The following is a 23,890-nucleotide window of genomic DNA, read 5'->3' as shown; positions in this document are numbered from 1 at the left end:
CTACGACACGAGGTTGCTATGCAAGAGAAAAACCTGACTCGCCGTGGTTTCATCAAGACGGCCTCCGGCCTGGCTTTGGCTCCCGCCCTGGGTTGGGTGCCGGGCATGGCGAACGCGGCGGAAAAAGAAATCGTGGTGGGCACCTGGGGCGGTGATTACCAGAACCTGCTGCAACAGATCATCAACCCCATCGTCGCCAAGCAGGACGTCAAGGTGGTGTACGACACCGGCAACGCCGTGGGCCGCGTCACCAAGCTGCGCGCCGAAAAGAACTCGCGCCGCGGCAGCATGGACGTGGCGCTGCTGGGCGAGGTCGACATGTATGACGCCGAACGCTCGGGAACGCTGGAACCCGTGGACGCCAAGAAGCTGCCCAATCTGGCGCACGCCATTCCGGCGCTGAAGACGCCGTACTCGATTCCGCACATCTTCAGCGCCATGACCCTGGTTTACAACACCGAGAAATTCCCCACCCCGCCCGATTCGCTGGAGGTGCTGCTGGATCCGAAGTGGAAGGGGCAGGTGGGGTTTTCGGACATCCTGTATCTGTACAACGCCGTCTTCGTCGGCCTGGGTGCGGGCGGCAACACAAAGGACTTCGAGGGCGGCAAACGCTTTCTTGCCAAGCTCAAACCCAACGCCCCGCGCATCTATCCGTCCAACGAAGCGGTGGCGGCGGCCTTCAAGTCGGGCGAGATCGCGATTGCATGCATGTGGAAGGCGCGCGCGCTGCAATGGAAGGACAGCGGCCTGCCCCTGGGCTTTGTGATCCCCAAGGAAGGCTCGGTGCCGGTGTCGTTCGAGGCCGCCGTGGCCAAGAACAGCCGCAACAAGGACGCGGCCTGGGCCTATCTGAATGCCATGCTCGACCCGCAAGGCCAGATCGGCTTCGCCGAGAAGATGGGCTACGCGCCGACCGTCACCAATGCGTCCCTGCCGGAACCGCTGAAGCGCGTGGGCTTCTCGGAAGCGGAGGTCAAGCTTCTGCATGCCTACGACCTGAAGGGGCTGACCGAAAAAAAGGCGGACATCCTGGAGTTCTGGAACAAGGAATTCAAGGCTGGGTGATGGGGGGAGCCGCCAGTCTGGGCGGCCCCCCGCCTTGCTGAGTCGATCTCGCGGGCCGACTCTGGCCCGCTCCCTGTCGCACCGCCTCTTGTGTCAGTTCTGAAATGTTATATCATTCGTTACTTATTTGTAATGATATAACATCCGAGAGAACGAACATGAATGGCAAGAAGCTGGGGATCAAGAGAGAAAGCGGCAGGCCAATTTCCAGACGGGTAAATCGGCGGGCCACCTTGAAACCCCTGGTGTGCTCATTGATGCTGGTGGCGCCCGTCGCGCAGGCCGAGACCGAGGCGGAGTCGATGCAGGCCAGGACGGTGGCGCCGATAACGGTGTCGGCCACCGCCCTGGGCCTGGACCTGAACAGCACCACGTCGCCGGCGTCGGTGCTGGAAGGCGACGCGCTGATCGAGCAACGCAGCGGTACGCTGGGCGAGACGCTCAAGAATCTGCCCGGCGTCAACAGCGACACCTTCGGCGGCGGCGCCAGCCGGCCGGTGATACGTGGCCAGACCGCGCCGCGCGTGAAGGTGCTGTCGGACGGCTCCGAAGTGATGGACGCGTCGGGGATTTCTCCCGATCACGCGGTGACGGTCGAGCCGCTGCTGGCCGAACGCATCGAAGTGCTGCGCGGCCCCGCCACCTTGCTGTACGGCGGCGGCGCGATCGGCGGTGTGGTCAACGTGGTGGACAAGAAGATCCCGACCGAAGTGCCGGAGAAGGGCATCGCGGCGGAGGCGGAGCTGCGCGGCGCGACGGGCACCAAGGAGCGCGCCGGGGCGGTCGGCATCACGGCCGGTGAAGGCGGGTTCGCGGTACGCGTGGAAGGCATGAAGCGCCGCACCAGTGATTACGACGTGCCCGATTGGCCGGGTGGCAAGCTCGAAGGCTCCTACAGCGAATCGTCGCAGGGTTCGGTGGGCATGTCGTGGATCACGCCGCGCGGGTACGTCGGTCTGGCTTTCACGCATCTGGAAAGCGAGTATGGCCTGCCCGGACATAACCATGAATACGAAGGCTGCCACCCGCACGGCACGCATCTGCATTGCGGCGGGCACGATCACGATCACGAAGGCGAGGAAGAGGGCCACGACCACGAGCATGAACATGGCGGCGTGCCCTATGTGAAGCTGCGCAGCAACCGCATGGACCTGCGCGCCGAATACCAGGATCCGTTCGCCGGATTCGAGAAGATCCGCATCCGCGGCGGGTTGACCGACTACCAGCACGATGAGATCGAGGGCGGCGAGGTCGGCACGCGCTTCAAGAACAAGGGTTACGACCTGCGCGTGGAGTTGCAGCACAAGCCCATCGCGGGCTGGCGGGGCGTGATCGGCTTGCAGAATGCGTACAGCGACTTCCGCGCCGACGGCGAAGAGGCGTTCCTGCCGCGCAGCAAGACGCGCTCGAACGGGCTGTTCGTGCTGGAGGAATACCAGTTGAAGGACTGGCGCTTTGAAGTGGGCGCGCGCCAGGACTGGCAGCGCATTTCGCCGTCGGGCGGCGATCCGCGCAACAGCATGTCGGGTACCTCCCTGTCGGCCGCGGCCATCTGGGACTTCGCACCGCAATATTCGGTGGCCCTGTCGCTGTCGCGTTCGCAGCGCCTGCCCACCGCGCAGGAGCTTTACGCGGACGGTGTCCATCTGGCCACCAATACGTATGAACTGGGCAACCCGGACCTGACCCGCGAAACCTCGCACAACATCGATCTGACGTTGCGCAAGCACTCGGGCGACACCACGTTCTCCGCCAGCGTGTTCCACAACCGCGTGAAGAACTACATCTACGCCAACACGCTGGACCGCTACGAGAACTTCCGTCTGATCGAGTACACGCAACGCGATGCGGAATTCACGGGCGTGGAAGGCGAGCTGCGGCACCAGTTCACCCCTGTGTTCTCGGCAGCGTTGTTCGGGGACTACGTGCGCGGCAAGCTGACGGGCGGCGACGGCAATCTGCCGCGCATCCCGGCCGGCCGCGCGGGCGTCCGCGGCAACGTGACGTGGGAGCAGTGGTCGGGCGGCGTCGAATACGCGCGCGTGTTCGCGCAGAAGGACATCGCCGCCTACGAGGAAAGCACGCCGGGCTACAACATGGTCAACGCCGTCGTGGCCTATCGCGGCCAGTACGGCGCGACCGGCTATGAGGTCTTCCTGCGCGGCACCAACCTGCTGAACAAGCTGGCGTACAACCATGCGTCGTTCATTTCGTCAGTGGCGCCGCTGCCCGGCCGCAGTGTCCTGCTGGGCGTGCGCATGACGTACTGATCTTGTTGGGGGCGGCGCCGGGCTGTGATATTTTTCCCGGATGCCGCCGCTGGCGGCGGCTGAATGCGCCAGGAGCCCGCCATGCTGAAGTTCGCCGCCAATCTGTCGATGATGTACACGGAACATGCGTTCCTGGACCGCTATGCGGCGGCCGCCGCGGACGGTTATGCGGGCGTGGAATGCATGTTTCCCTACGAAGCCCCGGCTGCCTTCGTGCGCGAGCGCATGGACGCCGCCGGCGTGGCGCAGGTGCTTTTCAATGCGCCGCCCGGCATCACCACGCAAGGCGAGCGCGGCCTGGCGGCTCTGCCGGGCCGGCAGGCCGAATTCCAGGCGGGCATCGAACAGGCGCTGTCGTATGCCACGGCGCTGTCCTGCGCCAATGTTCACGTGATGGCTGGCCTGGTCCCGCCGGGCGCGTCGCGCCAGTCGATGCTGGACTGCTATCAAGACAACCTGGACTGGGCGGCCCGAGAGGCGCGCTCGGCCGGGGTCACCCTGCTGATCGAACCCATCAATACCCGCGACATCCCGGGCTATTTCCTGAACCGCCAGGACGACGCGCATGCCATCGTGCAGGCCGTCAACGCGCCCAACCTGAAAGTCCAGATGGATCTGTACCACTGCCAGATCGTCGAGGGCGATGTCACGATGAAGCTCAGGCAGTATCTGCCCACCGGCCGGGTCGGCCATGTGCAGATCGCCGGCGTGCCCCTGCGCCAGGAACCGGACCGGGGCGAACTGGATTACGGCTGGGTGTTCAACGTGCTGCGCGAACTGCGGTACGGCGGCTGGATCGGTTGCGAGTACCGGCCGGCCGGTTCCACGTCGGCCGGGTTGCGGTGGCTGGGCGCGGCCCGCGCGTAAGCGCCTTGCCGTTCCAGGATCGACGCTCAAGCGGGCCCCCGCGGCGGCCATGCCCGTAACAGCCGCCGCAAGGTGTAACGGGAGCATCCCGCGGGGCAACGAGGGCGTACGATAAAGCGATCAGCACGCAGCCCGGGATCCGGGCAAGGAGATTGCCATGTCTCTGATCGTAGCAGCCCGATTCGAGGGCTTCGAGGCGGCGCAGGACGCGGCTCGCCGTCTTGCCACCAGCGGCTTTCCCGACTGGGATATCCATACCTTTTACGTGAATCCCGCCGGCGAACACGGCCGCTTCCCGTTCGGCGGCGACCGCCGTTCCGATCCGGACTCCGGGCGTGCCGACATGGGCGCGTATCTGGGCGCGGGCGGCGTAGGCGCGGTGTTCGCGGTGTTCGCCGGTTTCGTGGCGTCGGAACTCAGCGATTCGATCGCGGCCATTCTGGCCGCGGCGGGCGTGGGCGCCTATCTGGGATCGCTATTTGGCGCGCTGTGGGTGACCGGCCACGGCGCCACCCAGCATGGCCACTTCAACCCGGATGCCCATGCCGAAATCCGCCAGGCCGGCGTGATGGTCGCCGTGCGGACCCGCCCGCAGCGCGAAATGCTGGCCTGCCGCATTTTGCGCGATGCCGGCGGGGCAGATGTGGAGCATGCCAACGGCCGCTGGCGCAACAACCATTGGGAAGACTTCGATCCGCTGGCGCCGCCGCAGCGCGAACCGGGTTTTGGCTGAGCGCGCGATCAGTCGGGCGCGGGCACCGGGGGTTTGCGGCTGCGCCGCGCCGTCGCCGCGCAGCCGGCCGACGCGACGATGATGCCGCAGATGGCCAGCCATTGCGTCCGGGACAGGTGTTCGTTCAGCACGATCACGCCGGCCAGCGCGCCCATGGCTGGTTCCATGCTGAGCAGCACGCCGAAGGTCTTCTGCGGCAGGCGGCGCAGCGCCACCATTTCCAGCGAATACGGCAGCGCGCTGGACAGGATGCCGACGGCAATACCGGCCAGCACCAGCTTGGGGTCGAGCAGGGCCATGCCCGCGTGAGCCGCGCCCACCGGCAGGGCGACCATCGTGGCCGCCAGCAGCCCCAGCGACGTCGCCTGTCCGCCATGCACATTGCCCGCCATCTTGCCGAAGACGATGTAGAGCGCCCAGCACACGGCCGCGCCCAGCGCGTAGGCGATGCCTTCCGGATCCAGGTCTTGGACCGACTGCCCGGTGGGGATCAGCAGGACCAGCCCGACCAGTGCGCAGGCGATCCAGACAAAGTCGATGGCGCGCCGTGACAGCACGACGGCCAGGGTCAGCGGCCCGGTGAATTCGATGGCGATGGCTACACCCAGAGGCAAGGTGCGCAGGGCCATGTAGAACAGCAGGTTCATGCACGCCAGGGTGACGCCGTACAGCGCGATCTTGGCCGCGTTGACGCGCGTGAGCGGAAAGCGCCAGGGCCGCCAGAACGCCAGCAGGATGATGGCGCCGATGACGATGCGATAGGCCGTGGTGCCCTGGGCGCCCACCTCGGGGAAAAGCGATTTGGCGAACGAGGTGCCGATGCACAGCGACGCCATCGCGCCGATCAGCGACAGGGTGGGAAGCAGGGTGGAGGACGAGGCGTGGTGTCCGTTGTTCAAGGTCGCGGCGGTCATTGGGACGGGGTAGCGTGAGACAACACATAGAGCGCCAGCCCCAGCATGATCGCGCCCAGCACCCCTTGCTGCGTGCGCAGGAACCAGGGATTGCGCCCGACCCAGCCGCGGATGCGCGACGCGCCATAGGCGAAGAAGCTGCCATAGGGAAGGCTGAGCGCTTTCATCGTAATGCCCAGCACCAGCATCTGGATCCAGACCGGCCCGTTGTCGGGGGAGGTGAACTGCGGCAGGAAGGCGATCATGAACAGCAGCACCTTCGGGTTCAGCAGGTTGGTGACGAAGCCCTGCCAGAATGCGTCGCGGGCATCTCCCGGACATGCCGCCAGCGACACGTCGGCGGAACGCGCGCACCGCAGTATTGCCTTGATGCCCAGGTAGCCCAGATACAGGCCGCCCGCGGCCTTGATGCCGACGAACAGCGCCGGAAAGGCGCGCAGCACCGACGCCAGGCCCAGCACCACGGCCGGCACCTGGATGAAGCCGGCAGCCACATTGCCCAGCACGCTATGGAAGGCGGGCCGGAAGCCCTGCGTCATTCCCCGGGACAGGGTCAACGCCATGTCAGGGCCGGGCGTGAGCTTGAGCGCCGCGTCGGCGGCGAGGAAAAGCAGGAAAAGTTGGAGTGATGGCATTGCGGGTGCGGCTGGGAATCCCGCGATGCGGGCCTGGAGGGATCCCAGTGTAAGCAAGACGCCTGAAGAATTCCTGCGTCCGGCGTGCCGGAAATGCAGTTTCCCGTCGAAATGGGGCCGGATTCCGTCGCGGGCGAGATTAGAATTGCCCATAGCCCAAACCCCCCCCCGCGCCCCGCGTTCCGAGAGCTCCATGGAACTAGACGATTTCGACCTCCAGATCTTGCAGAGCATGCAGGAAGACAACCTGCGGACCAGCCAGGAGGTCGCGCAACGCGTGAACCTGTCGCCCGTGTCCTGCCTGCGCCGCATGAAGCGATTGCGCGAATCCAAGGTGGTGACGGCGGACGTATCGGTGGTGGACCCCGCCGCCGTGGGGCGCGGAATCACGATGGTGGTGCTGGTGTCGCTGGAAAGCGAACGCGCCGACAAGCTGGACCATTTCAAGCGCGCGATGCAGGGCGCGCCTGAAATCATGCAGTGCCTGTCGGTCACGGGCGAGGTCGATTTCGTGCTGACGCTGACCATGCGCGACATGGCCGAATACGAGGTCTTCGCCCAGCGGCATTTCTGGGGCAATCCCAACGTGAAGCGGTTTTCCACCCTGGTCGTGATGAACCGCGTCAAGCATGGCCTGGCGGTGCCGGTGACTGGCCAAATCTGAAGTGCCGGGTCAGCAGGTCAGCCGGGGGCTGGAGGCAGCTCGGGCGACGCGCTGGCGGCCAGCGTCTGGCCGGCCTGCGCCGAGATGCTGCGCAAGTGCAAATCCCGCTGCGGCAGCGGGATCTCGATGCCGGCCTCTCTGAGCGCGTCATACATCCGCGTCAGCATATCGCTGCGGATGTCGATCCACCGGTCGAAGTCATACGTCCAGGCGCGCACGCTGAAATCCAACGTGGATGCGCCAAAGCCCATGAACAGCGCCGCCGGCGCGGGATCGGTCACGATGCCTTGCGTCTGGCGCGCCACGCGGTCCAGCAGTTCGATCGCCTGCCTGGGCTCCGTGCCGTAGGCCAGGCCGATGCTGATTTCGATGCGGCGGCTGCGGTCCAGCATCGTCCAGTTCGTCAGCTTGTCGGACAGCAGGCTGCCGTTGGGCACGATGACATCCGCGCCGTCGAAGGTCTTGATCCGGGTGGCGCGCATGCCGATGTCCCGCACCTGCCCCGACGTGCCGCCAATGTCCACCACGTCACCGGGCTGGATGGGCCGTTCGAACATCAGGATCAGGCCCGACACGAAGTTGTTCACCACGCTTTGCAGGCCAAAGCCGATGCCCACGCCCAGAGCGCCGAACACGATGGTCAGTTGGCTGGTCTGGAATCCCGCCGCCGACAGGGCGATGCCCAGCCCCAGCAGCAGCACCAGGTAGTACGTCAGCGAGGCGATGCTGTTGCCGACGCCGCGCGGCAGCGACATGCGGGTCAGTACCTCGTCGTGCAACACCAGCCGGACCATGCGCGCGGTCCAGAAGGCGATCAGCACCGAGATCACGAACACCAGGATGTTGCCCAGGCTGATCGAAACCTGCCCTAACGCCAGCGTGTACGACAGCACTTGGGTCACGATGGCGTAGGTCGAGCGCAGCACCCGGAAGCGGTCCATGGCATACACCGCCCAGCCCACGACCGCGGCGGCGGTCAGCAGCCGTATCAGCAGTTGCACCAGCGGCGGAGCGTGTTCGCGCGCCAGGCGGAAGCGCGATATGCCCTGGCGCGCCAGCAGCAGTTGCAGCAGGGTGATGATGACGGTGACGCCGGCATAGAGGACGAGGCCAAAGTAGCCGCTGCCGAGGATGCCGCTGGTCAGCATTTCGGACAGGGAGACGTTGCCGAACAGGTTCGCGACCACGGAGAGGCTGAGCAGGGCGGCCGCGCCCCATGCCACGGCGCGCAGCGCCCTGAACAGCCGCTCGGATTGGGGCGGATGCGTCCGGTGCCGGCCGCGCGCCAGCAGCCACAGGATGGCCGCCAATCCCGCGGCGGCCAGCGCCACCGTGGAGAGCCGGTAGAACAGGGTGTTGGCGAGGAACAGGAATCCCAGCCTTTCCGCCAGGAACAACCCCGTGATTGCATAAGGCCACAGGTCCAGCTGGCGCCGGCTGGAGGGCGGCAGCAGCCGCAGCACGGGCGGGGCCGCGAGCACCAGCGCGACCTGCTGGACCATCAGCGGCGCGTCCGGCTCCAGTGCCAGGACGCCAAGCATCGCCAGCAGCAGCCAGGTGGAAAACGGCCTTCCCAGCACGCCGGCTGCCGTCTCGCTCATCACGCCGGTGCGTATCGCGCTGCGGCTCTTGCGGGCCAGCCATAGCAGCAACGGCAGCAGCAGCAATTGCAGCGCATGCAGGGCGCGCTGGTTGCCACTGCCCGCCGCGGCGTACTCCCGCGCAAAGCGCACTTCGATGTCGAGTCCCGCGCGCAGCATGGCCAGCGTGTTTTCGCTGCTGCTCGCCGATTGGCTGAGCGCCCACAGGGGCGGCGAATCCACGCGCAACAGCCGCGCGTCGACGAAGTCGATCGCCTCGGCGACCGCGCGCCGGCCGGCCTTGATCTGCTCTTCGATGGCGTTGGCGCGCTGTTCGAGTTCGACCTGGCGGGACAGCGGGCCGGACAGGGCCTGGCCCGCCGCCGACAACTGCGCCAGGACCACGTTTACGCGATCGGCCAGGACGGCGGGCAGGCCCGCGGCGCCGGGGGCGTCCTTGATCGCCTGCCAGGCGGTCTGGCGGCGCAGCAGCTCCGCGGCGTCGTTGGCGTACCAGGCCGTCGCCTGCCGCATCTCGGCCTGCCAGTGCGTCAGGCGGCGGGCATCGAAGTTCCAATGCCGCTCCAGGCTTTCCAGCCGCATGATGGGAAAGTTGCGAAGCTGGGCAGGCTGGAATTCATAGAGTTTTTCGTCGGCGGACCTGGCAATCGCGTCCAGCGCCGGGATGAAGGCGGACGCGGGATCCGCCGCGGCGGCGCGCTGGAGCACGCCTTCGGCGTAGCGCAGGTCGGTATCCGCCCGCAGGGGGATGTCGCCCATCTGGATGGCGGGTGAGGACGCCACGGGCGCCGAGGTCGGGACGGTGTCGGCCGCATGCGCCAGGCGCGCCCATCCCAGGGCCAGTCCAAACAGGCAGAAGAGAATTCGTGCGCGGACGCGCATATCGCGACTCCGTTGGGGGTGCTACGAATTGCGACGACGGTTTTCGCACGGCCATGGCGGCGGGCGGCATTCCACGATATCGCGAAATGCCATACACATGAACGGAAAAGGAACGCTGCCAAAGCAAAAAGCCCAGCCCGTACATCGGTACGGCTGGGCTTTTGCTTGAATCCCGGGGCGCTATCTCTGGGCGGATATCTTTGGGCAGATATCTTCGGGCAGATATCTTTGGTGGCCTGGGGCGGAATCGAACCACCGACACAAGGATTTTCAATCCTCTGCTCTACCGACTGAGCTACCAGGCCACGAAGCCCGCCACTATACACAAATTGCCGGGGCAGGTGGGGCGGGGCCGCGGATGCGCGGGCCCGCTATCCAAAAGCGCAGTCAACGCCCTCTGAAAAAACAAAAAACCCAGCGGATCGGCTGGGTTTTCCTGGGCATTTCTTCTAGCTTTTCTTTGCACTGCTGCGGGAACCAGGTTCCCGAAAATTCTTTGGTGGCCTGGGGCGGAATCGAACCACCGACACAAGGATTTTCAATCCTCTGCTCTACCGACTGAGCTACCAGGCCAACGAAGTCCGCAACTATACACAAATTTTTGAACTTGTGCCAGTCAGGAACGGAAAGGATATTTTTTCACTGACGGCGAGAAAACCGGGTGGCTCGCGAGCCGGACTGTTGGCTCCACGGCACGAAAGCTGCGGCATAAGGTCGCGCCGGGCCGTCGGATTGGTCTGGGGATAACCCGCAGGGGTATAATCGTTAGCGGTTTGCTGTTACAGCTGGGCGGTCCCGCGCGCTTGATGCGCGACAAGCCAGCCGTGCCGCATTGTTCTTATAGTGGCAGTACTTAACGCTTAGCCGCGGGTGGCCTGCGCCATCCCTCTCACATGTCGGTAGCTGTCCTTGCCTTCGGTCTGAATCACACGTCCGCGCCGGTTTCGGTCCGCGAGCGCGTGTCCATGCCCGTCGATCTGGTCAAGCCCGCGCTGGAAGGCCTGCGTTCGGCGTTTGGCGGTTCCGTCCGCGAAGCCGCCATCCTGTCTACCTGTAATCGCACCGAGATCTACTGCGCGGCCGACGGCCACGTGGCCGATCAACTGCCCGCCTGGCTGGCCGAACACAACCGCCTGGACGCCGGCACGCTGCGCCCGCACCTTTATCGCCATCACCAGGACGACGCCGTCCGCCACGCCTTTCGCGTCGCCAGCGGCCTGGATTCCATGGTGCTGGGCGAAACCCAGATCGTGGGCCAGATGAAGGACGCCGTGCGCGCCGCCGGCGAAGCCGGTTCGCTGGGCACGCTGCTGCATCAGATGTTCCAGCGCACCTTCTCGGTGGCCAAGGAAGTGCGGTCGCAGACCGCCATCGGCGCGCAGTCGGTGTCCATGGCCGCCGCCGCCGTGCGCCTGGCCGAACGCGTGTTCGGCAATCTGGACCAGGCCCGCACGCTGTTCATCGGCGCGGGCGAAATGATCGAACTCTGCGCCACGCACTTCGCCGCGCAACGTCCGCGCAGCATGGTGGTGGCCAACCGCACGGCCGAACGCGCCGAAATCCTGGCCAACCGTTTCTCGGCCAGCACGATGAAGCTGTCCGACCTGACGGACCGCCTGTCCGAGTTCGACGTCATCGTGTCCTGTACGGCAAGCTCCCTGCCCATCCTCGGACTGGGGATGGTGGAACGGGCCACGCGCCTGCGCCGCCACCGCCCGATGGTGATGATCGACCTGGCCGTGCCGCGCGACATCGAACCCGAAGTCGGCCGCCTCGACGACGTCTACCTGTATTCGGTGGATGACCTGGGCCGGCTGGTGCAGACCGGCACCGACGCCCGCCGCGCCGCCGTCGTGCAGGCCGAAGCCATCATCGAAACGCGCGTCCAGGGTTTCATGCACTGGATGCAGTCCCGCGAAGTGGTGCCCGTCATCCGCGACCTGCACCAGGCCGCCGAAGACGTCCGCGCCGCCGAGCTGGAACGCGCCCGCCGCCTGCTGGCGCGGGGCGAATCGCCCGAGGCCGTGCTCGAGCAACTTGCGCACGGCCTGACCCAAAAATACCTGCACGGTCCGCTGGCGGCCCTGAACCGCAGCGAAGGCGACGACCGCAAGCAACTGCTTGCCTGGATGCCGCGCCTCTTCCCTGGCCGCGACTCCCGCCGTTAGCGGCGCTGTCCCACGTCCCGCCTCTTGGCGGGCGTTCGCTTTTTGGGCGCCCGCTGTTTCCGTTTTCTCTTTGGTCATCCCCCCATGAAATCTTCCATGCGCAGCCGGCTGGAGCATCTGTGTCATCGCCTGATCGAGGTCGATGCGCTGCTCGCCGAACCGGAAACCGCGTCCGACATGGACCGTTTTCGCAAGCTTTCCCGCGAACGCGCCGAGCTGGAGCCCGTGGTCGAGGCGTTCACCGCCTTCGCCCGCACCGAGGAAGACCTGGCGGCCGCCCAGGAGATGCTGTCCGATCCCGAACTGAAGTCCATGGCCGAGGACGAGATCAAGGCGGGGCGCAGCAAGCTGGAGTCCCTGGAAGCCGCGTTGCAGCTATTGCTGCTGCCGCGCGACCCCAACGACGGGCGCAGCGTGTTCCTGGAAATCCGCGCGGGTACGGGCGGCGACGAAAGCGCGCTGTTCTCCGGCGATCTGCTGCGCATGTACACGCGCTACGCGGAGCAGCGCGGCTGGCGCGTCGAACTGATGTCGGAAAGCGCATCGGAGCTGGGCGGCTACAAGGAAGTGATCGCGCGCATCGACGGCGACGGGGCCTACGGCCGCCTGAAATTCGAGTCGGGGGCGCACCGCGTGCAGCGCGTGCCCGCCACCGAGGCGCAGGGCCGCATCCACACGTCGGCCTGCACCGTGGCCATCATGGCGGAAGCCGATGCGATGTCGGAGATCGTCATCAACACGAACGATCTGCGTATCGACACGTTCCGCGCCAGCGGCGCGGGCGGTCAGCACATCAACAAGACCGATTCGGCGGTGCGCATCACCCACTTGCCGACGGGTCTGGTGGTGGAGTGCCAGGACGACCGCTCGCAGCACCGCAACAAGGACAAGGCCATGCAGGTGCTGGCCGCGCGCCTGAAGGACAAGGAAACGCGCGAGCGGCAGAGCAAGGAAGCCGCCGAGCGCAAAAGCCTGATCGGGACGGGCGACCGTTCCGAGCGCATCCGCACCTATAACTTCCCGCAGGGCCGCGTGACGGACCACCGCATCAACCTGACGCTGTACAAGCTGCAGCAGATCATGGAAGGCGATCTGGAAGAACTGACCGGCGCGCTGATCGCCGAGCACCAGGCCGAGCAGCTCGCCGCGCTGGGCGACGACATCTGAGCCGGGCGCGATGACCAAGCCGCAGATCAAGAGCCTGCTGCTCGATACCCGGCTGCCGCGCCTGGAAGTGCGCATGCTGCTGGAGCACGTGCTGGACAAGCCCCGCGCGTGGCTGCTGGCGCACGACACCGATGCGTTGGCCCCGGAAGCGGCGGCGGCCTACGAGGCATTGGCGCTGCGGCGTATCGCCGGCGAGCCCATGGCCTATCTGCTGGGTCAGCGCGAGTTCATGGGCCATCTGTTCCGCGTGACGCCCGACGTATTGATTCCGCGCCCGGACACCGAGGTGCTGGTCGAGACGGCGCTGGAATGCGTGGCGGGCGTGGCGGGACCCGCCGTGCTGGACCTGGGCACGGGGAGCGGGGCGATCGCGATTTCGATCGCGCTGGCGCGCCGCGACGCGCGGGTGATGGCGTCGGACGTCAGCGCCGCCGCGCTCGCCGTGGCCGCGGGCAATGCCTGGAATCTGACCGCGTCGGTGCGCTTCGTGGAAGGAAGCTGGTACGAGGCCGTGCCCGCGGGCGAGGGCTTCGATCTGATCGTGTCGAACCCGCCCTATGTGGCAAGCGACGATCCGCACCTGGACCAGGGCGACCTGCGCTTCGAGCCGCGCGGCGCGCTGACCGACGGCGCGGGTGGACTGGAAGACCTGGCGCGCATCGTGCAGGGCGCCGGCAGCCGCCTGAAGCCGGGCGGCGCCCTGTGGATGGAGCATGGCTGGGACCAGGCACAGGCGGTGCGGGACATGCTTGCCGAGGCCGGATTTGAGAGCGTGCACAGCCGCCAGGATCTGGCCGGCATCGAGCGGATCTCGGGGGGACGCAAGCGCGGCGGCTGATGGACCGGCACCCGCGGCCGGGTCGCCCGATGGCGGCTGTTAGCCCCTGAGCCCTTGAATTTCCGGGATAGACCGGCGCCGCGCCGGGGTAATCGGAGCGGTTTTTCCCGCTGTACCTATAATTGGCATATTCCGTTATGCCTGTCCAAGAGACCACCATGAGCGACGTTAAAGAATTCATCCGCGAAACCGTGACCCAGCACCCCGTGGTGCTGTTCATGAAGGGCACCGCCCAGTTCCCGCAATGCGGCTTTTCCGGCAAGGCCATTCAGATCCTGAAGGGCTGTGGCGTGAAGAAGCTGGTCACCGTCAATGTGCTGGAGGACGACGAAGTCCGCCAGGGCATCAAGGAATTCTCCAACTGGCCCACCATCCCGCAGTTGTACGTGGCCGGCGAATTCATCGGCGGCTCGGACATCATGAATGAAATGAACGAGTCCGGCGAACTGAAGACGCTGCTGGAGCAATCCGGCGCAACGGCTTAACGCCTCCATGCGGCGACTGGTCATCGGCATCACGGGCGCCACCGGCGCGCTTTACGCGGTGCGTATGTTGCAGGCGCTGCGCGGCGTGGACGATGTCGAGACCCATCTGGTGGTGTCGGCCTCCGGCGTGCTGAACATCAAGCACGAACTGGATGTCAGCCGCCACGACGTCAACGCCCTGGCGGACCACGTCCACAGTGTGCGCGACGTGGGCGCCACGCTGGCCAGCGGCGCGTTCCAGACCGCGGGGATGGTGATCGTGCCGTGCTCGATGCGGACGTTGGCCGCCGTGGCCCACGGCCTGTCGGACAACCTCATCACCCGTGCCGCCGACGTGACGCTCAAAGAGCGCCGGCGCCTGGTGCTGATGGTGCGCGAAACGCCCTTCAATCTGGCTCACCTGCGCAACATGACGGCGGTGACCGAAATGGGCGGCATCGTCTTTCCGCCGCTGCCGGCGTTTTATCACCGGCCCGCTTCCATCGAAGAGATGGTGGACCATACCGTGGCGCGCGTGCTCGAGCTTTTCGACATTGCCGTGCCTGGTCCGCACTGGGAAGGCACGTAGCAAGCGCCGCGGGCGTTGCCTCAGGCCGTCGGATCGACCGCCCGGGTCAGCCAGGTGCGCGCCTGCTCGGCCAAACCCGCCTGCAGCAATTGCGCGGGGGCGCTCATCGCCCGGTCGCGAGACCAGACCACCGCGAGCACGGGGTCTTCCAGCGCCAGTAGATGGCGGGAGGCCAGGCCTTGCCGCTCGGCGTAGTGGGCGCCCAGGCTTTCGACGATGGCCACGCCCAGTCCTTCCGCGGCCAGCGCGCAGGCCGCAGACGATTGCGCCACTTCGATGATGGGACGATAGGGCAGGCCGCGCGTGTCCAGCGCCTGGCGCGTCGCGCGGCCCGCGGGCAGGGCGGGCGCCAGCACGATCGGGCCGGCTTCGGCCACCTCCGCCAACGTCAGTACCGGCAGCCTTGCCCACGGATGATCCTTGCGCATGACCGCGTGCAGGCTCAAGGGAGCCAGCCGCAGGCTGGACACCCGGTCGATATCCGAGGGCGAGCCAATGATGATGCCCAGGTCGATGCGGTGATCCACCGCCATTTCGATGATCTCCAGCGCCGTGCCGGCCCGGACCGTGACCGCCACCGACGGGTGCGCCTGGCGCATGGCGGCCATCGCGGCGGGCAGCAGGCTGGATGCCGCGATGGCGACGGCCCCCACGTCCAGCCGCGCCAGCGCGCCCTGCCGGATATCGACGGCAAGCCGGTCGACGGCTTCTATGCCGGCCAGCGCGTTCAACACTTCGGGAATCAGGGATCGGCCCTGGCTGGTGAGATGCAGGCGCCGGTTTTCGCGGCTGAACAGCGCGAAGCCCAGGCGCGTTTCCATGTCGCGCAACAGCGCGCTGGCGGCGGGTTGCGTCATGTTGATCGCCTCGGCGGCGGCGGTGACCGTGTCGTGCCGGTACATCGCGCGCAGCAGCAGGAGTTCGCGTCGATTCAGCATATGAAATTCATATGAAAATAGTCAATTCATCTATTTGACCATATGAATAGGCGGCATCGAGAATAGCCGGATCGACTTCAGGATCTATCCGCCGCTCAGCCGCCATGCCAGCCAACACCATTGTTTCTGTCACCTGTATTCCCCTGCGCCTGCCCTTTCATCACTGGAGTCCTGCTCCGCTGTTCGCCGGACGCCCGCGCGACAAGCTGGACAGCGCGCTGGTGCGCGTGCAGACGGAAGACGGAGCGGTCGCCTGGGGCGAGTCGTACTGCGTCGAGCCGCGCGCCCTGACGGCCATCTTCGATACCCTGATCGCGCCGCTGGCCTGCGGACGGGACGCCGACGACGGCACGCTGCTACCCGGCATGCAGCGCACGCTGCATAACCTGGGGCGGTCCGGCCCCGTGGTGCATGCGTTGGCGGGCTTGGATATCGCGCTGTGGGACCTGCGCGCCAAGCGCGCCGGCGTGCCTTTGCATGCCTTGCTGGGCGGCAAGCGCCGGGACCGGGTGCGCGTGTATGCGTCTTTGCTGCAGTATTACGGCAACGCGGAACGCCTGGACGCGGTGACCACGCAGGCCTTGCAGGAAGGCTATGCCGAGATCAAGCTGCATGAGCGCACCGCCGATGCGCTGGCGGCCGTGCGCCGCAGCACCGGCCCGGGCATTCCCATCATGGTGGACACGAATTGCGCCTGGCTGCCCGCCGAGGCCGAGGCCGCCATCGACGCCATGCGCCCGTATGACCCGTTCTGGATCGAAGAGCCGCTGTGGCCGCCCGAGGATGACCGCGAACTGGCCCGGCTCAAGCGCGCCTGCGGGATACCGCTGGCCGTCGGAGAGAACGCCAGCAGCGCCACCGATCTGGAACGGCTGGTGGATACCGGCGCCGTGCAGTATGTGCAGCCCAGCGTCATCAAGATGGGGTTGAGCGCCGCGTGGCGGATCGCGCAGAAATGCGTGGGCACGCCCGTCGTCTGCGCGCCTCAGGTGGCGTTTTTCGGTCCGGGCTATCTGGCCAGCCTGCACCTGATCGCGGCGCAGCAGGCCGAGGTGTCGCTGGAGCGGCTTTACGTTGAATTGGCGCACGTGCCCTATGCGCGCAGCGTGCCGATCGAAGATGGCTGGGTGCGCGTGCCGGACGGACCCGGCCTGGGCGCGGACCCCGAAGCTGAGCTTGCGGCGGGGCGCTACAGCGCATGAGCCTTGATTGGCCCGGACCGCGGCCAGTCGGCGGCCGGACCGAAGCCGGACCATCCCCGGCCAAATAGAACATAAACACGGAGACAAAGCATGCATCAATCACGCAGATCGTTCCTGATTAACGGCACGGCCATGGCCTTGGGCGCCGCCGTCCTGCCGTGGACCACCGCGGCCCGGGCCTCGCAATATCCGGACAAGGCGGTCCGCCTGTACGTGCCATACCCGCCGGGCGCGGCGACCGACACGCTGGGTCGCATGGCCGGCCAGGCCTACGCACAGGCGCTGGGGCAGCCCTTTGTGGTGGAGAACCGTGGCGGGGGCGGCACCACCATCGGCACGCGCGCGCTGGCGGTGTCCGCGCCGGACGGCTACACCATCGGCATGGTTGATTCCACGTTCACCATCAATCCCGCGTTGCTGGGTGACCGCCAGCCCTACGACGCGATCAAGGACTTTGCCCCGATCTCGCTCATGGCGACGGCGCCGTTCGTGATGGTGGTGCATCCGTCGGTCAAGGCGACGGATGTCGCGTCCTTCGTGGCGCTGGCCAAGGCGCATCCCGGCACCTTGTCGTTCGGCACGGCGGGGGTGGGCAGCGGGCCGCATCTGGCGGGCGAACAACTGCGGCAACAGGCCGGCGTGGATGTGCTGCACGTGCCCTATCGCGGCGGCGGCACGGTGATCACGGATCTGCTGGGCGGCCAGGTGCAGTTTGCCTTCGCCACCGTGCCCACGCTGCTGGAACACATCAAGGGCGGACGCCTGCGCGCGCTGGCGGTCACCAGTTCCCAGCGCGTCAGCCAGTTGCCCGATGTGCCGACGTTCAAGGAAGCGGGGCTGCCTGGCGTGGATATCTCGCCGCTGTTCGGCCTGGTTGCGCCTGCCGGCGTGCCCGCGCCGATCATCGAGCAACTGTCGGCCACGCTGGCGGCGTCCGTGCGCGGCGGGGAACTGCGCGACAAGCTCGCGGGCCTGGGCTTCCAGCCGGTCGGCAGCACGCCCGCCGAGTTCGCGCAACGCATCCGCGACGATGTCGCCAAGTGGACGGCGGTGATCCAGCGAGGCGGCATCAAGGCGGAATAGGCTTGAATGCCGGCTGGCGCGTTACGTGTACTTGCCGGTCAGGCCGCCATCCACGACGAGCTCGGTGCCGGTGATGTAAGACGCTTCGTCCGACGCCAGGAACGCCACCGCGTTGGCGACCTCCCATGGCGTCCCCATGCGTCCCATCGGCACCTGCCTGTCGCGCGCCGCGAGCGCGGCTTGCAGGTCGTCCGCGTCGAACATGCGGGCCACGTTGTTGGCGACGCGCGGGGTATCGATCAGGCCCGGAATGACCGTATTCACGCGGATGCGGTCGGCGGCATATTGCTGTGCGGCCATGCGCGCGAAGTGGATGACGGCCGCCTTGCTGACGCTGTAGGCCAGGTGCGGATAGCCGGTGTACCGGATTCCCGCGATGGAAGAGACGGTGACGATCGCGCCGCCGCCCTGTGCCCGCATGACGGGGGCCAGCAGCCGGGTGGCGATCAGCAGGCTGGTCACGTTCACCTGCTGGATGCGGTCCCATTCTTCCAGCGTAATGTCCTCGGGTCCGCCCACCTTCCCGATGCCGGCGTTGGCCTGCAGGATGTCGATGCGGCCATGGCGGCGCAGGGCGGCGTCGACCGCCGCCTGCATGGCCGCGGGGTCCGCGACATCCGCCTGCACCGGCAGCGCGCTGCCGCCCGCCATCTCGACTTCATGCGCGGCGTCTTCGGCGGCGGCCAGGTTGGCGTCCAGCGCGACGATGGCCGCGCCTTGCCGCGCCAGCGTCACGCAGCTCGCCTTGCCGATGCTCCAGCCGGTGGCCGATGCGCCGGCCCCGGCCACCAAGGCGACCTTGCCCGCCAGGCGGGTATCCAGACCGGCCGTCATGCCGCGTTCCCCAGTCCTACCGTCATGCCGCCGCACACGTACAGCACCTGGCCGGTGATGAAGCCGGCGCGCGCGTCCAGCAACGATGCGACGGCGTGCGCGACGTCGTCCGCCGTGCCCATGCGCCGCACGGGAATGGCTGACCGGATCTGTTCCGTCTGCGGTGCGCCCGGCGGGTTGACGCGGTCGAAGAGCTCGGTTGCGATGGGACCGGGCCCCACGGCGTTGACCGTGATGCCTTGCGCCGCCACCTCGAGCGCCCAGGTGCGCGTCATGCCGAGCAGGCCGGCCTTGGTGGCCGCGTAGGCGCTGCGCCGCGCCTTGCCCAGCGCGGCACGGCTGGCCACGTTCACGACGCGGCCGAAGCCCGCGGCGCGCATGCCGGGCAGCAGGCCCTGCAGCAGCAGTAGCGGCGCCGTCAGGTTCAACGCGCTGACGGCGGCCAGGTCTTCAGGCGTGGTGTCCTCCAGCAGCGCGGGACGCACGATGCCGGCATTGTTCACCAGCCGCAACACGTTGCGCTGCCCGGCGATGCGGGCGACGGCGTCGCGCAGGGCGGGCGCATCGGTCAGGTCGGCCTGTACATGGGTTTCGCCATCCAGAAGGGCGGGCGGCGCCTTGAGGTCGATATTGATGACCGGAAAGCCGTCGGCCAGCAGGCGGGCGACGATCGCGCGGCCGATGCCCTGACTGCCTCCGGTGACCAGCACATCCGAATTCATGATTGTCCGCCGCTCTGCTGGTGGGTCTTGCCTTTGCCCACGTAGGGAATGGCGTGGTCGATGGTTTCCCAGATATAGCGGCCGGAAGGGCTTTGCTGCTCTTCGGCGACATGGGACACCAGCCCGGCGGCGCGCGAGATGACGGCAAAGCCGCGCATCAGGTCGGTGGGTACGCCGATCTCGCTGAGCAGCGCGGCGACCGCGCCGGTGGCGTTGATGGTGATGTGCTTGCCATAGGTCTCGTCGATCGCGCCGGCCAGCAGCCGCAGCGCCTTGATGGATCCGCCGTCCAGCTCGCTTTCGGCTTCGGCCAGCGCCAGAAGCTTGACCGCGCGGGGATCGTCCGGCTTGTGCAGATGGTGGCCGAAGCCGGGCAGCGCGCTGCGGGACGCGCGGAATTCGCGCGCGATCGCCAGCGCCTCGGCCTGCCCGTCGGCGGCCTGGCGGATGCGGTCCAGCAGGCGTGCGCAGTTTTCCATGGTGCCGACGAACTGGCTGCCCACGGCCATCAGGCCCGACGCCACGGCGCCTTGCAGGTTCTCGGGCGCGCTCATGTAGATCAGCCGGGTGGCGATGGCGCTGGGCGTCATGCCGTGTTCCATCAGCGTGACCAGCACGGCGTCGACGACGCGCAGGTCCACGGGGCGCGCGTCGCGGCCCAGGATCTGCATGACCATGACTTCGGTGAACGTCTTCTTGCCGATCAGATCTTCCACCAGATCGACATCCCGGTACGACATGCCAGTGAGGTGATGGGCGCACAGGCGGGTTTCGGGCGTTTTCATGAGGTCTCCTTTTGCGCGGCGTCGCGCACGGCGTTCTTCAGTACCTTGCCCACGCTGGAGCGCGGCAGGCTGTCGTGGATGTGGATCTGCTTGGGCGTGGCCACCGGGCCGAGCAGCGCGCGCACATGGGCCTTGAGTTCGTCGGCGCCTGCCTGCGCGCCGGGATGGAACTGCACGGCGGCATGGACGGCCTCGCCCCATTTGTCGTCCGGCAGCCCGAACACCGAACACTCGTAGACGGCCGGGTGCGCGGACAGCGCGTTTTCGACGTCCACGGGATAGATGTTGAAGCCGCCGGTGATGATGACGTCGCGCAGGCGGTCCTTCAGGAACAGGTATCCGCGCGCGTCGATCAGGCCGGTGTCGCCGGTATGCAGCCAGCCGTCGACGATGGTCTCGGCGGTCTTCTCGGGCAGGCGCCAGTAGCCCGTCATCACCAGGTCGCCCTGGACCACGACCTCGCCGATTTCGCCTCGGGGCAGCAGCTTGCCGGCGGTGTCCATGATCGCCACGTCGGACAGAGAGGTGACGCGTCCGACCGAGGCGCGGTTCTCGGGCGCTTCCAGGTCGGCGGGCCGCAGCACCGTGACAATCTGTGGGGCTTCGGTCTGGCCGTAAGTGGTGCCCAGTACCGGACCGAAGAAGCCGCGCGCGCGTTCGATTTTTTCGACGGGCATGGGCGCGCCGCCGTAGATCAGGTTGCGCAGCGCGGGGAAGTCGGCGCGCGATACGCCCGGCTGCGCCATGATCATGTAGATCAGCGTCGGGGGCATGAAGCTCAGCGTGCCGCCACGCTCGCGGAACGCGGCGGTGATGGTGGCGGGGGTGACGCTGTCCAGCAGCAGGTGGGCGCCGCCTTGCGCCAGCACCGGCAACAGGTAGGTGCCCGTGCCGTGGGTGATGGGCGCCGACACCACATAGCGGTCTTCGTGCGTGAGGCCCCAGCTTGCGATCTGGTTGACGATGCCCGCGTTCCAGGCGTGGTACGGCTGCATCACGCCCTTGGGCAGGCCGGTGGTGCCGCCGGTGAATTTGATCGCCTGCGTGGCATCGCGCGGCAGCGCATGGCGCACGGGTTCGCGGCCCGCGCCGCGCGCCAGCAAGGCGGCCAGCGCCAGGTCCGCCGGGCCGTCCTCCAGGTCGATGCGCCGGGCCGGGCTGGCCGGCACCAGCGGCGCGCCCACGCCGTCCATGATCACGATGGACGGCGCCGTGGCGTCCAGGATGCGGCCGATTTCCCGCTCGGTGCTGCGGTAGTTCAGCGGCACCCACACCTTGCCGCTGGCCAGCACGGCCAGCAGCGCCAGGATGTGGCGCGCCGAATTGCCGGCGCAGATCGCCACGCGCGTTTGCGGCGCGGGGTCCAGGTCCTGCAGGGCGGCGGCCAGCGCGCGGGTGTCGGCGGCCAGCCGCGCGTACGTCACCTGGCCATCGGGCCCGTCCAGCGCAACGCGCTCCGGGTGCTGCTCGGCGGCGCGGAAGAAAAAATCAATCGGGTACACCTGTGCTCCTTGGACGCTAGTTGGCCTTGAGGTTGGCGTTCTTCACGACCGCGCCCCATTTGTCGATTTCGCTGGAGATCTTCGCGCGGAAGGTTTCGGGGGTGTTGGGCTGCTGCGGCGCGAAGAAGCCGGACTGCTTGTAGGAGGCCTGCAGCGCCGGGCTCGCCAGCGCCTTGTTCATCGCCTGGTTCAGGCGGTCGATGACCGGCTGGGGCGTGCCGGCGGGCGCCACCACGCCGAACCAGGATTCCACGTCGAAGCCTGGCAGGCCGGACTCGGCCAGCGTGGGCGCGTCGGGCGTGGTGGGCAGCCGCTGGGGCGAGGTGACGCCCAGGGCGCGCAGCTTGGACGCCTGCACGTGCGGCAGGGACGAAGGCAGGTTGTCGAACATGGAGTCCACCTGGCCGCCCAGCAGGTCGGCCACCGCCGGACCGCTGCCGCGATAGGGCACGTGCAGGATGTCCGTGCCGGTCTTCATCTTGAACAGTTCGCAGGACAGGTGAATGGACGATCCGCTGCCGGACGAGGCGCAGGTCAGCTTGCCGGGATGTGCCTTGGCGTACGCGATGTATTCCTGCACCGTCTTGACCGGCAGCTTGGGATTGACGACCAGGATGTTCGGGATGGTCGCCAGGAGGCCGACGGGCTCGAAGCCCTTCACGAAGTCATAGTTGAGCTGGCTGTACAGCGTGCGGTTGATGGTGTTGGCAATGGAGCCGACATACAGCGTGTAGCCGTCGGGCGCGGCGCGCGAGACGATCTCCGCGCCGATGTTGCTGTTGGCGCCGGTCTTGTTTTCGACCACGACGGTCTGGCCCAGCTCTTCCGACAGCGACTTCGCCATGAGGCGCGCGACGATATCGGTGGCCCCACCCGCCGCGTAGCCGACGACGAGCGTCACGGGGCGTTCGGGGTAGGGCTTGGCCGACCAGGCGGGGGCGCTGGCCAGGAGTCCGCTGCTCAAGGCCAGCGCTGCCACGGTCCACCGCTTGCTGTATGTCTTCATTGTTGTCTCCGTTCTGTTTTGTCTAATATTTGGACAGCTCTTCGTCTGTCCGTCTTCATATTGGGCTTACATAGAGGAGTCATCAACGCAAGGTGTCCAAAAATTGAACAAACCGGATTCCGAAGGTTCTGGGCCGCGCGTGCTTCGCCGCGGGCTGCGCGTGCTGGGCGTTCTGCGCCAGGCGGGCGCGGCGGGCCTGCATGTGGTGGACATCGCGCAGGCGGCGGGCATGCAGCGCTCAACGGCGTACCGCTATCTGGACGTGCTGGTGGAGGAGGGGTATGCGCTGCGCGAGTCGCAGGCGCCGCGCTGGCGCGTGGCCGAACTGGGCGTCATGATGGCCGGCGACCCGCATGCGCAGGCGGTGCGCAGCCTGCGGCCGGTGCTGCGCCAGATCAGCGACGTAAGCGGGGATTCCGCCTTTCTCATCTGCCGCGCCGCGAACGACTCCCTGTGCCTGCATCGCGAAGTGGGGAACTACCCGGTGCAGGTGCTGGCGGTCACGGTGGGGCATCGCCAGCCGCTGGGCGTGGGCGCGGCCGGGCTGGCGCTGCTGGGCGCGTTGCCGCCGGATGAGGCGGACGAGGTGGTGGCGCGCAATGAACAGGCGCTGCGGGCCTACGGCGGCATGACCGGCGCGCAGATGCGGCGTCTGGTGGAAAACACGCGCGACCGGGGCTGGGCCGTCGTGGGCAATGCCGCGGTGCCCGGGGTGCTGGGAGTGGGGGTGGCGCTATGCGACGCGGGCGGCTACCCGCGTCTGGCGGTCAGCGTATCCAGCCTGATCAGCCGCATGCAGGCGCCGCGCCAGCGCAGCATCGCCGACCTGATCCGCGCGCAACTGGCGCAGGACGAACCGGGGATGCAGCGCTGGGCGTTGCCGGGCGCGGGCGCCTGACTTCCATCGAAGAACGGACCTGGCGCGCCGGCGCGGGCCGGCGAGTCACGCGTGTCAGGC

General features: G+C 67.3%; 22 protein-coding genes and 2 tRNA genes. 13 read left to right on the top strand and 11 right to left on the bottom strand.

Features of this window, described 5'->3' with window-relative positions; all coding sequences use genetic code 11:
* Positions 1-18 precede the first annotated feature (18 nt).
* The 4 genes from ASE30_RS17780 to ASE30_RS17765 all read left to right on the top strand — a co-directional run bounded on the left by ASE30_RS17780 (position 19) and on the right by ASE30_RS17765 (position 4,938).
* Entirely contained in the window at positions 19-1,068 is a 1,050-nt protein-coding gene (locus tag ASE30_RS17780; protein WP_057285594.1) for an ABC transporter substrate-binding protein, read from the top strand.
* A 158-nt stretch (positions 1,069-1,226) separates the two neighbouring features.
* Complete coding sequence (locus ASE30_RS17775) at positions 1,227-3,338, top strand: TonB-dependent receptor domain-containing protein (protein ID WP_057285593.1); 2,112 nt, start codon at positions 1,227-1,229, stop codon at positions 3,336-3,338.
* Between the two features lie 81 nt (positions 3,339-3,419).
* Positions 3,420-4,205 (top strand): 2-oxo-tetronate isomerase, encoded by a 786-nt coding sequence (otnI, locus tag ASE30_RS17770; RefSeq protein ID WP_057285592.1) that lies wholly within the window; start codon positions 3,420-3,422, stop codon positions 4,203-4,205.
* Positions 4,206-4,362: 157 nt separating this feature from the next.
* Positions 4,363-4,938: a hypothetical protein gene (locus ASE30_RS17765; RefSeq protein WP_057285591.1), complete on the top strand. Its 576-nt coding sequence runs from the start codon at positions 4,363-4,365 to the stop codon at positions 4,936-4,938.
* A gap of 8 nt (positions 4,939-4,946) precedes the next feature.
* Here ASE30_RS17765 and ASE30_RS17760 read toward each other — a convergent pair whose 3' ends face one another.
* Together ASE30_RS17760 and ASE30_RS17755 are read right to left on the bottom strand one after the other, a co-directional pair.
* Positions 4,947-5,852 (bottom strand): DMT family transporter, encoded by a 906-nt coding sequence (locus ASE30_RS17760; RefSeq protein ID WP_057285590.1) that lies wholly within the window; start codon positions 5,850-5,852, stop codon positions 4,947-4,949.
* Positions 5,849-6,487: a LysE family translocator gene (locus ASE30_RS17755; RefSeq protein WP_082601623.1), complete on the bottom strand. Its 639-nt coding sequence runs from the start codon at positions 6,485-6,487 to the stop codon at positions 5,849-5,851. The genes ASE30_RS17760 and ASE30_RS17755 overlap by 4 nt, the downstream gene beginning before the upstream one ends.
* 193 nt (positions 6,488-6,680) lie before the next feature.
* Here ASE30_RS17755 and ASE30_RS17750 point away from each other — a divergent pair, with 193 nt between their 5' ends.
* The gene (locus tag ASE30_RS17750) at positions 6,681-7,151 is read left to right on the top strand and encodes an Lrp/AsnC family transcriptional regulator (protein WP_057285589.1); all 471 of its coding nucleotides are present in this window, start codon (positions 6,681-6,683) and stop codon (positions 7,149-7,151) included.
* A 17-nt stretch (positions 7,152-7,168) separates the two neighbouring features.
* Here ASE30_RS17750 and ASE30_RS17745 read toward each other — a convergent pair whose 3' ends face one another.
* The 3 genes from ASE30_RS17745 to ASE30_RS17735 form a co-directional block, all read right to left on the bottom strand.
* Positions 7,169-9,634: a mechanosensitive ion channel family protein gene (locus ASE30_RS17745; RefSeq protein WP_057285588.1), complete on the bottom strand. Its 2,466-nt coding sequence runs from the start codon at positions 9,632-9,634 to the stop codon at positions 7,169-7,171.
* Positions 9,635-9,863: 229 nt separating this feature from the next.
* A tRNA-Phe gene (locus ASE30_RS17740) sits at positions 9,864-9,939 on the bottom strand.
* Between the two features lie 192 nt (positions 9,940-10,131).
* Positions 10,132-10,207, bottom strand: a tRNA-Phe gene (locus ASE30_RS17735).
* Between the two features lie 320 nt (positions 10,208-10,527).
* Here ASE30_RS17735 and hemA point away from each other — a divergent pair.
* The 5 genes from hemA to ASE30_RS17710 all read left to right on the top strand — a co-directional run bounded on the left by hemA (position 10,528) and on the right by ASE30_RS17710 (position 14,860).
* Complete coding sequence (gene hemA, locus ASE30_RS17730; protein WP_046803238.1) at positions 10,528-11,802, top strand: glutamyl-tRNA reductase; 1,275 nt, start codon at positions 10,528-10,530, stop codon at positions 11,800-11,802.
* Positions 11,803-11,886: 84 nt separating this feature from the next.
* Positions 11,887-12,969: a peptide chain release factor 1 gene (gene prfA, locus ASE30_RS17725; RefSeq protein WP_057285587.1), complete on the top strand. Its 1,083-nt coding sequence runs from the start codon at positions 11,887-11,889 to the stop codon at positions 12,967-12,969.
* A gap of 10 nt (positions 12,970-12,979) precedes the next feature.
* Positions 12,980-13,807, top strand: a complete 828-nt coding sequence (prmC, locus tag ASE30_RS17720; RefSeq protein WP_057285586.1) for a peptide chain release factor N(5)-glutamine methyltransferase — start codon at positions 12,980-12,982, stop codon at positions 13,805-13,807.
* Between the two features lie 158 nt (positions 13,808-13,965).
* Positions 13,966-14,292 (top strand): Grx4 family monothiol glutaredoxin, encoded by a 327-nt coding sequence (grxD, locus tag ASE30_RS17715; RefSeq protein ID WP_057285585.1) that lies wholly within the window; start codon positions 13,966-13,968, stop codon positions 14,290-14,292.
* Positions 14,293-14,299: 7 nt separating this feature from the next.
* Positions 14,300-14,860, top strand: a complete 561-nt coding sequence (locus tag ASE30_RS17710) for a UbiX family flavin prenyltransferase (protein WP_057285584.1) — start codon at positions 14,300-14,302, stop codon at positions 14,858-14,860.
* Between the two features lie 20 nt (positions 14,861-14,880).
* Here the strand turns inward: ASE30_RS17710 and ASE30_RS17705 are convergent, their stop codons facing one another.
* Positions 14,881-15,798 (bottom strand): LysR family transcriptional regulator, encoded by a 918-nt coding sequence (locus ASE30_RS17705; RefSeq protein WP_057285583.1) that lies wholly within the window; start codon positions 15,796-15,798, stop codon positions 14,881-14,883.
* A 104-nt stretch (positions 15,799-15,902) separates the two neighbouring features.
* Between ASE30_RS17705 and ASE30_RS17700 the strand changes: the two genes are divergently transcribed.
* Entirely contained in the window at positions 15,903-17,000 is a 1,098-nt protein-coding gene (locus tag ASE30_RS17700) for a mandelate racemase/muconate lactonizing enzyme family protein (RefSeq protein WP_057285582.1), read from the top strand.
* 90 nt (positions 17,001-17,090) lie between these two features.
* Positions 17,091-18,083 carry a tripartite tricarboxylate transporter substrate binding protein gene (locus ASE30_RS17695; RefSeq protein ID WP_057285581.1) on the top strand — a complete coding sequence of 331 codons (993 nt, stop codon included), beginning with the start codon at positions 17,091-17,093 and terminating at the stop codon, positions 18,081-18,083.
* Between the two features lie 21 nt (positions 18,084-18,104).
* On the opposite strand, the gene ASE30_RS17690 is transcribed toward ASE30_RS17695, so the two are convergent.
* From ASE30_RS17690 to ASE30_RS17670, 5 genes are read right to left on the bottom strand one after another with little or no spacing between them, the layout of a single operon-like run.
* Positions 18,105-18,917: an SDR family NAD(P)-dependent oxidoreductase gene (locus ASE30_RS17690; RefSeq protein ID WP_057285580.1), complete on the bottom strand. Its 813-nt coding sequence runs from the start codon at positions 18,915-18,917 to the stop codon at positions 18,105-18,107.
* Positions 18,914-19,639 carry an SDR family NAD(P)-dependent oxidoreductase gene (locus ASE30_RS17685; RefSeq protein WP_057285579.1) on the bottom strand — a complete coding sequence of 242 codons (726 nt, stop codon included), beginning with the start codon at positions 19,637-19,639 and terminating at the stop codon, positions 18,914-18,916. The genes ASE30_RS17690 and ASE30_RS17685 overlap by 4 nt, the downstream gene beginning before the upstream one ends.
* A complete protein-coding gene (locus ASE30_RS17680) occupies positions 19,636-20,424 on the bottom strand; it encodes a citryl-CoA lyase (RefSeq protein ID WP_057285578.1) in 789 nt (262 codons plus the stop codon). The genes ASE30_RS17685 and ASE30_RS17680 overlap by 4 nt, the downstream gene beginning before the upstream one ends.
* Positions 20,421-21,926, bottom strand: a complete 1,506-nt coding sequence (locus ASE30_RS17675; protein ID WP_057285577.1) for a class I adenylate-forming enzyme family protein — start codon at positions 21,924-21,926, stop codon at positions 20,421-20,423. The genes ASE30_RS17680 and ASE30_RS17675 overlap by 4 nt, the downstream gene beginning before the upstream one ends.
* A gap of 16 nt (positions 21,927-21,942) precedes the next feature.
* A complete protein-coding gene (locus tag ASE30_RS17670) occupies positions 21,943-22,932 on the bottom strand; it encodes a tripartite tricarboxylate transporter substrate binding protein (RefSeq protein ID WP_057285576.1) in 990 nt (329 codons plus the stop codon).
* Between the two features lie 103 nt (positions 22,933-23,035).
* Here ASE30_RS17670 and ASE30_RS17665 point away from each other — a divergent pair, with 103 nt between their 5' ends.
* Complete coding sequence (locus ASE30_RS17665) at positions 23,036-23,830, top strand: IclR family transcriptional regulator (RefSeq protein WP_057285575.1); 795 nt, start codon at positions 23,036-23,038, stop codon at positions 23,828-23,830.
* Positions 23,831-23,890: the final 60 nt, after the last annotated feature.

This window comes from Achromobacter sp. Root83 (assembly GCF_001428845.1).
Taxonomy (GTDB): Bacteria; Pseudomonadota; Gammaproteobacteria; order Burkholderiales; family Burkholderiaceae_B; genus Achromobacter.
Note: the sequence above shows the minus strand (reverse complement) of the source record. Positions and strands in the feature narration are given on the sequence as shown.

Bases quoted from the DNA above. Each gene is read 5' to 3' on its own strand.
- ASE30_RS17680 (WP_057285578.1), bottom strand. From the start codon at position 20,424: ATGAAAACGCCCGAAACCCGCCTGTGCGCCCATCACCTCACTGGCATG.
- ASE30_RS17750 (WP_057285589.1), top strand. From the start codon at position 6,681: ATGGAACTAGACGATTTCGACCTCCAGATCTTGCAGAGCATGCAGGAA.
- grxD (WP_057285585.1), top strand. From the start codon at position 13,966: ATGAGCGACGTTAAAGAATTCATCCGCGAAACCGTGACCCAGCACCCC.
- ASE30_RS17745 (WP_057285588.1), bottom strand. From the start codon at position 9,634: ATGCGCGTCCGCGCACGAATTCTCTTCTGCCTGTTTGGACTGGCCCTG.
- prmC (WP_057285586.1), top strand. From the start codon at position 12,980: ATGACCAAGCCGCAGATCAAGAGCCTGCTGCTCGATACCCGGCTGCCG.
- ASE30_RS17760 (WP_057285590.1), bottom strand. From the start codon at position 5,852: ATGACCGCCGCGACCTTGAACAACGGACACCACGCCTCGTCCTCCACC.
- ASE30_RS17700 (WP_057285582.1), top strand. From the start codon at position 15,903: ATGCCAGCCAACACCATTGTTTCTGTCACCTGTATTCCCCTGCGCCTG.
- ASE30_RS17690 (WP_057285580.1), bottom strand. From the start codon at position 18,917: ATGACGGCCGGTCTGGATACCCGCCTGGCGGGCAAGGTCGCCTTGGTG.
- ASE30_RS17705 (WP_057285583.1), bottom strand. From the start codon at position 15,798: ATGCTGAATCGACGCGAACTCCTGCTGCTGCGCGCGATGTACCGGCAC.
- ASE30_RS17670 (WP_057285576.1), bottom strand. From the start codon at position 22,932: ATGAAGACATACAGCAAGCGGTGGACCGTGGCAGCGCTGGCCTTGAGC.
- prfA (WP_057285587.1), top strand. From the start codon at position 11,887: ATGAAATCTTCCATGCGCAGCCGGCTGGAGCATCTGTGTCATCGCCTG.
- hemA (WP_046803238.1), top strand. From the start codon at position 10,528: ATGTCGGTAGCTGTCCTTGCCTTCGGTCTGAATCACACGTCCGCGCCG.
- ASE30_RS17765 (WP_057285591.1), top strand. From the start codon at position 4,363: ATGTCTCTGATCGTAGCAGCCCGATTCGAGGGCTTCGAGGCGGCGCAG.
- otnI (WP_057285592.1), top strand. From the start codon at position 3,420: ATGCTGAAGTTCGCCGCCAATCTGTCGATGATGTACACGGAACATGCG.
- ASE30_RS17755 (WP_082601623.1), bottom strand. From the start codon at position 6,487: ATGCCATCACTCCAACTTTTCCTGCTTTTCCTCGCCGCCGACGCGGCG.
- ASE30_RS17775 (WP_057285593.1), top strand. From the start codon at position 1,227: ATGAATGGCAAGAAGCTGGGGATCAAGAGAGAAAGCGGCAGGCCAATT.
- ASE30_RS17685 (WP_057285579.1), bottom strand. From the start codon at position 19,639: ATGAATTCGGATGTGCTGGTCACCGGAGGCAGTCAGGGCATCGGCCGC.
- ASE30_RS17780 (WP_057285594.1), top strand. From the start codon at position 19: ATGCAAGAGAAAAACCTGACTCGCCGTGGTTTCATCAAGACGGCCTCC.
- ASE30_RS17695 (WP_057285581.1), top strand. From the start codon at position 17,091: ATGCATCAATCACGCAGATCGTTCCTGATTAACGGCACGGCCATGGCC.
- ASE30_RS17710 (WP_057285584.1), top strand. From the start codon at position 14,300: ATGCGGCGACTGGTCATCGGCATCACGGGCGCCACCGGCGCGCTTTAC.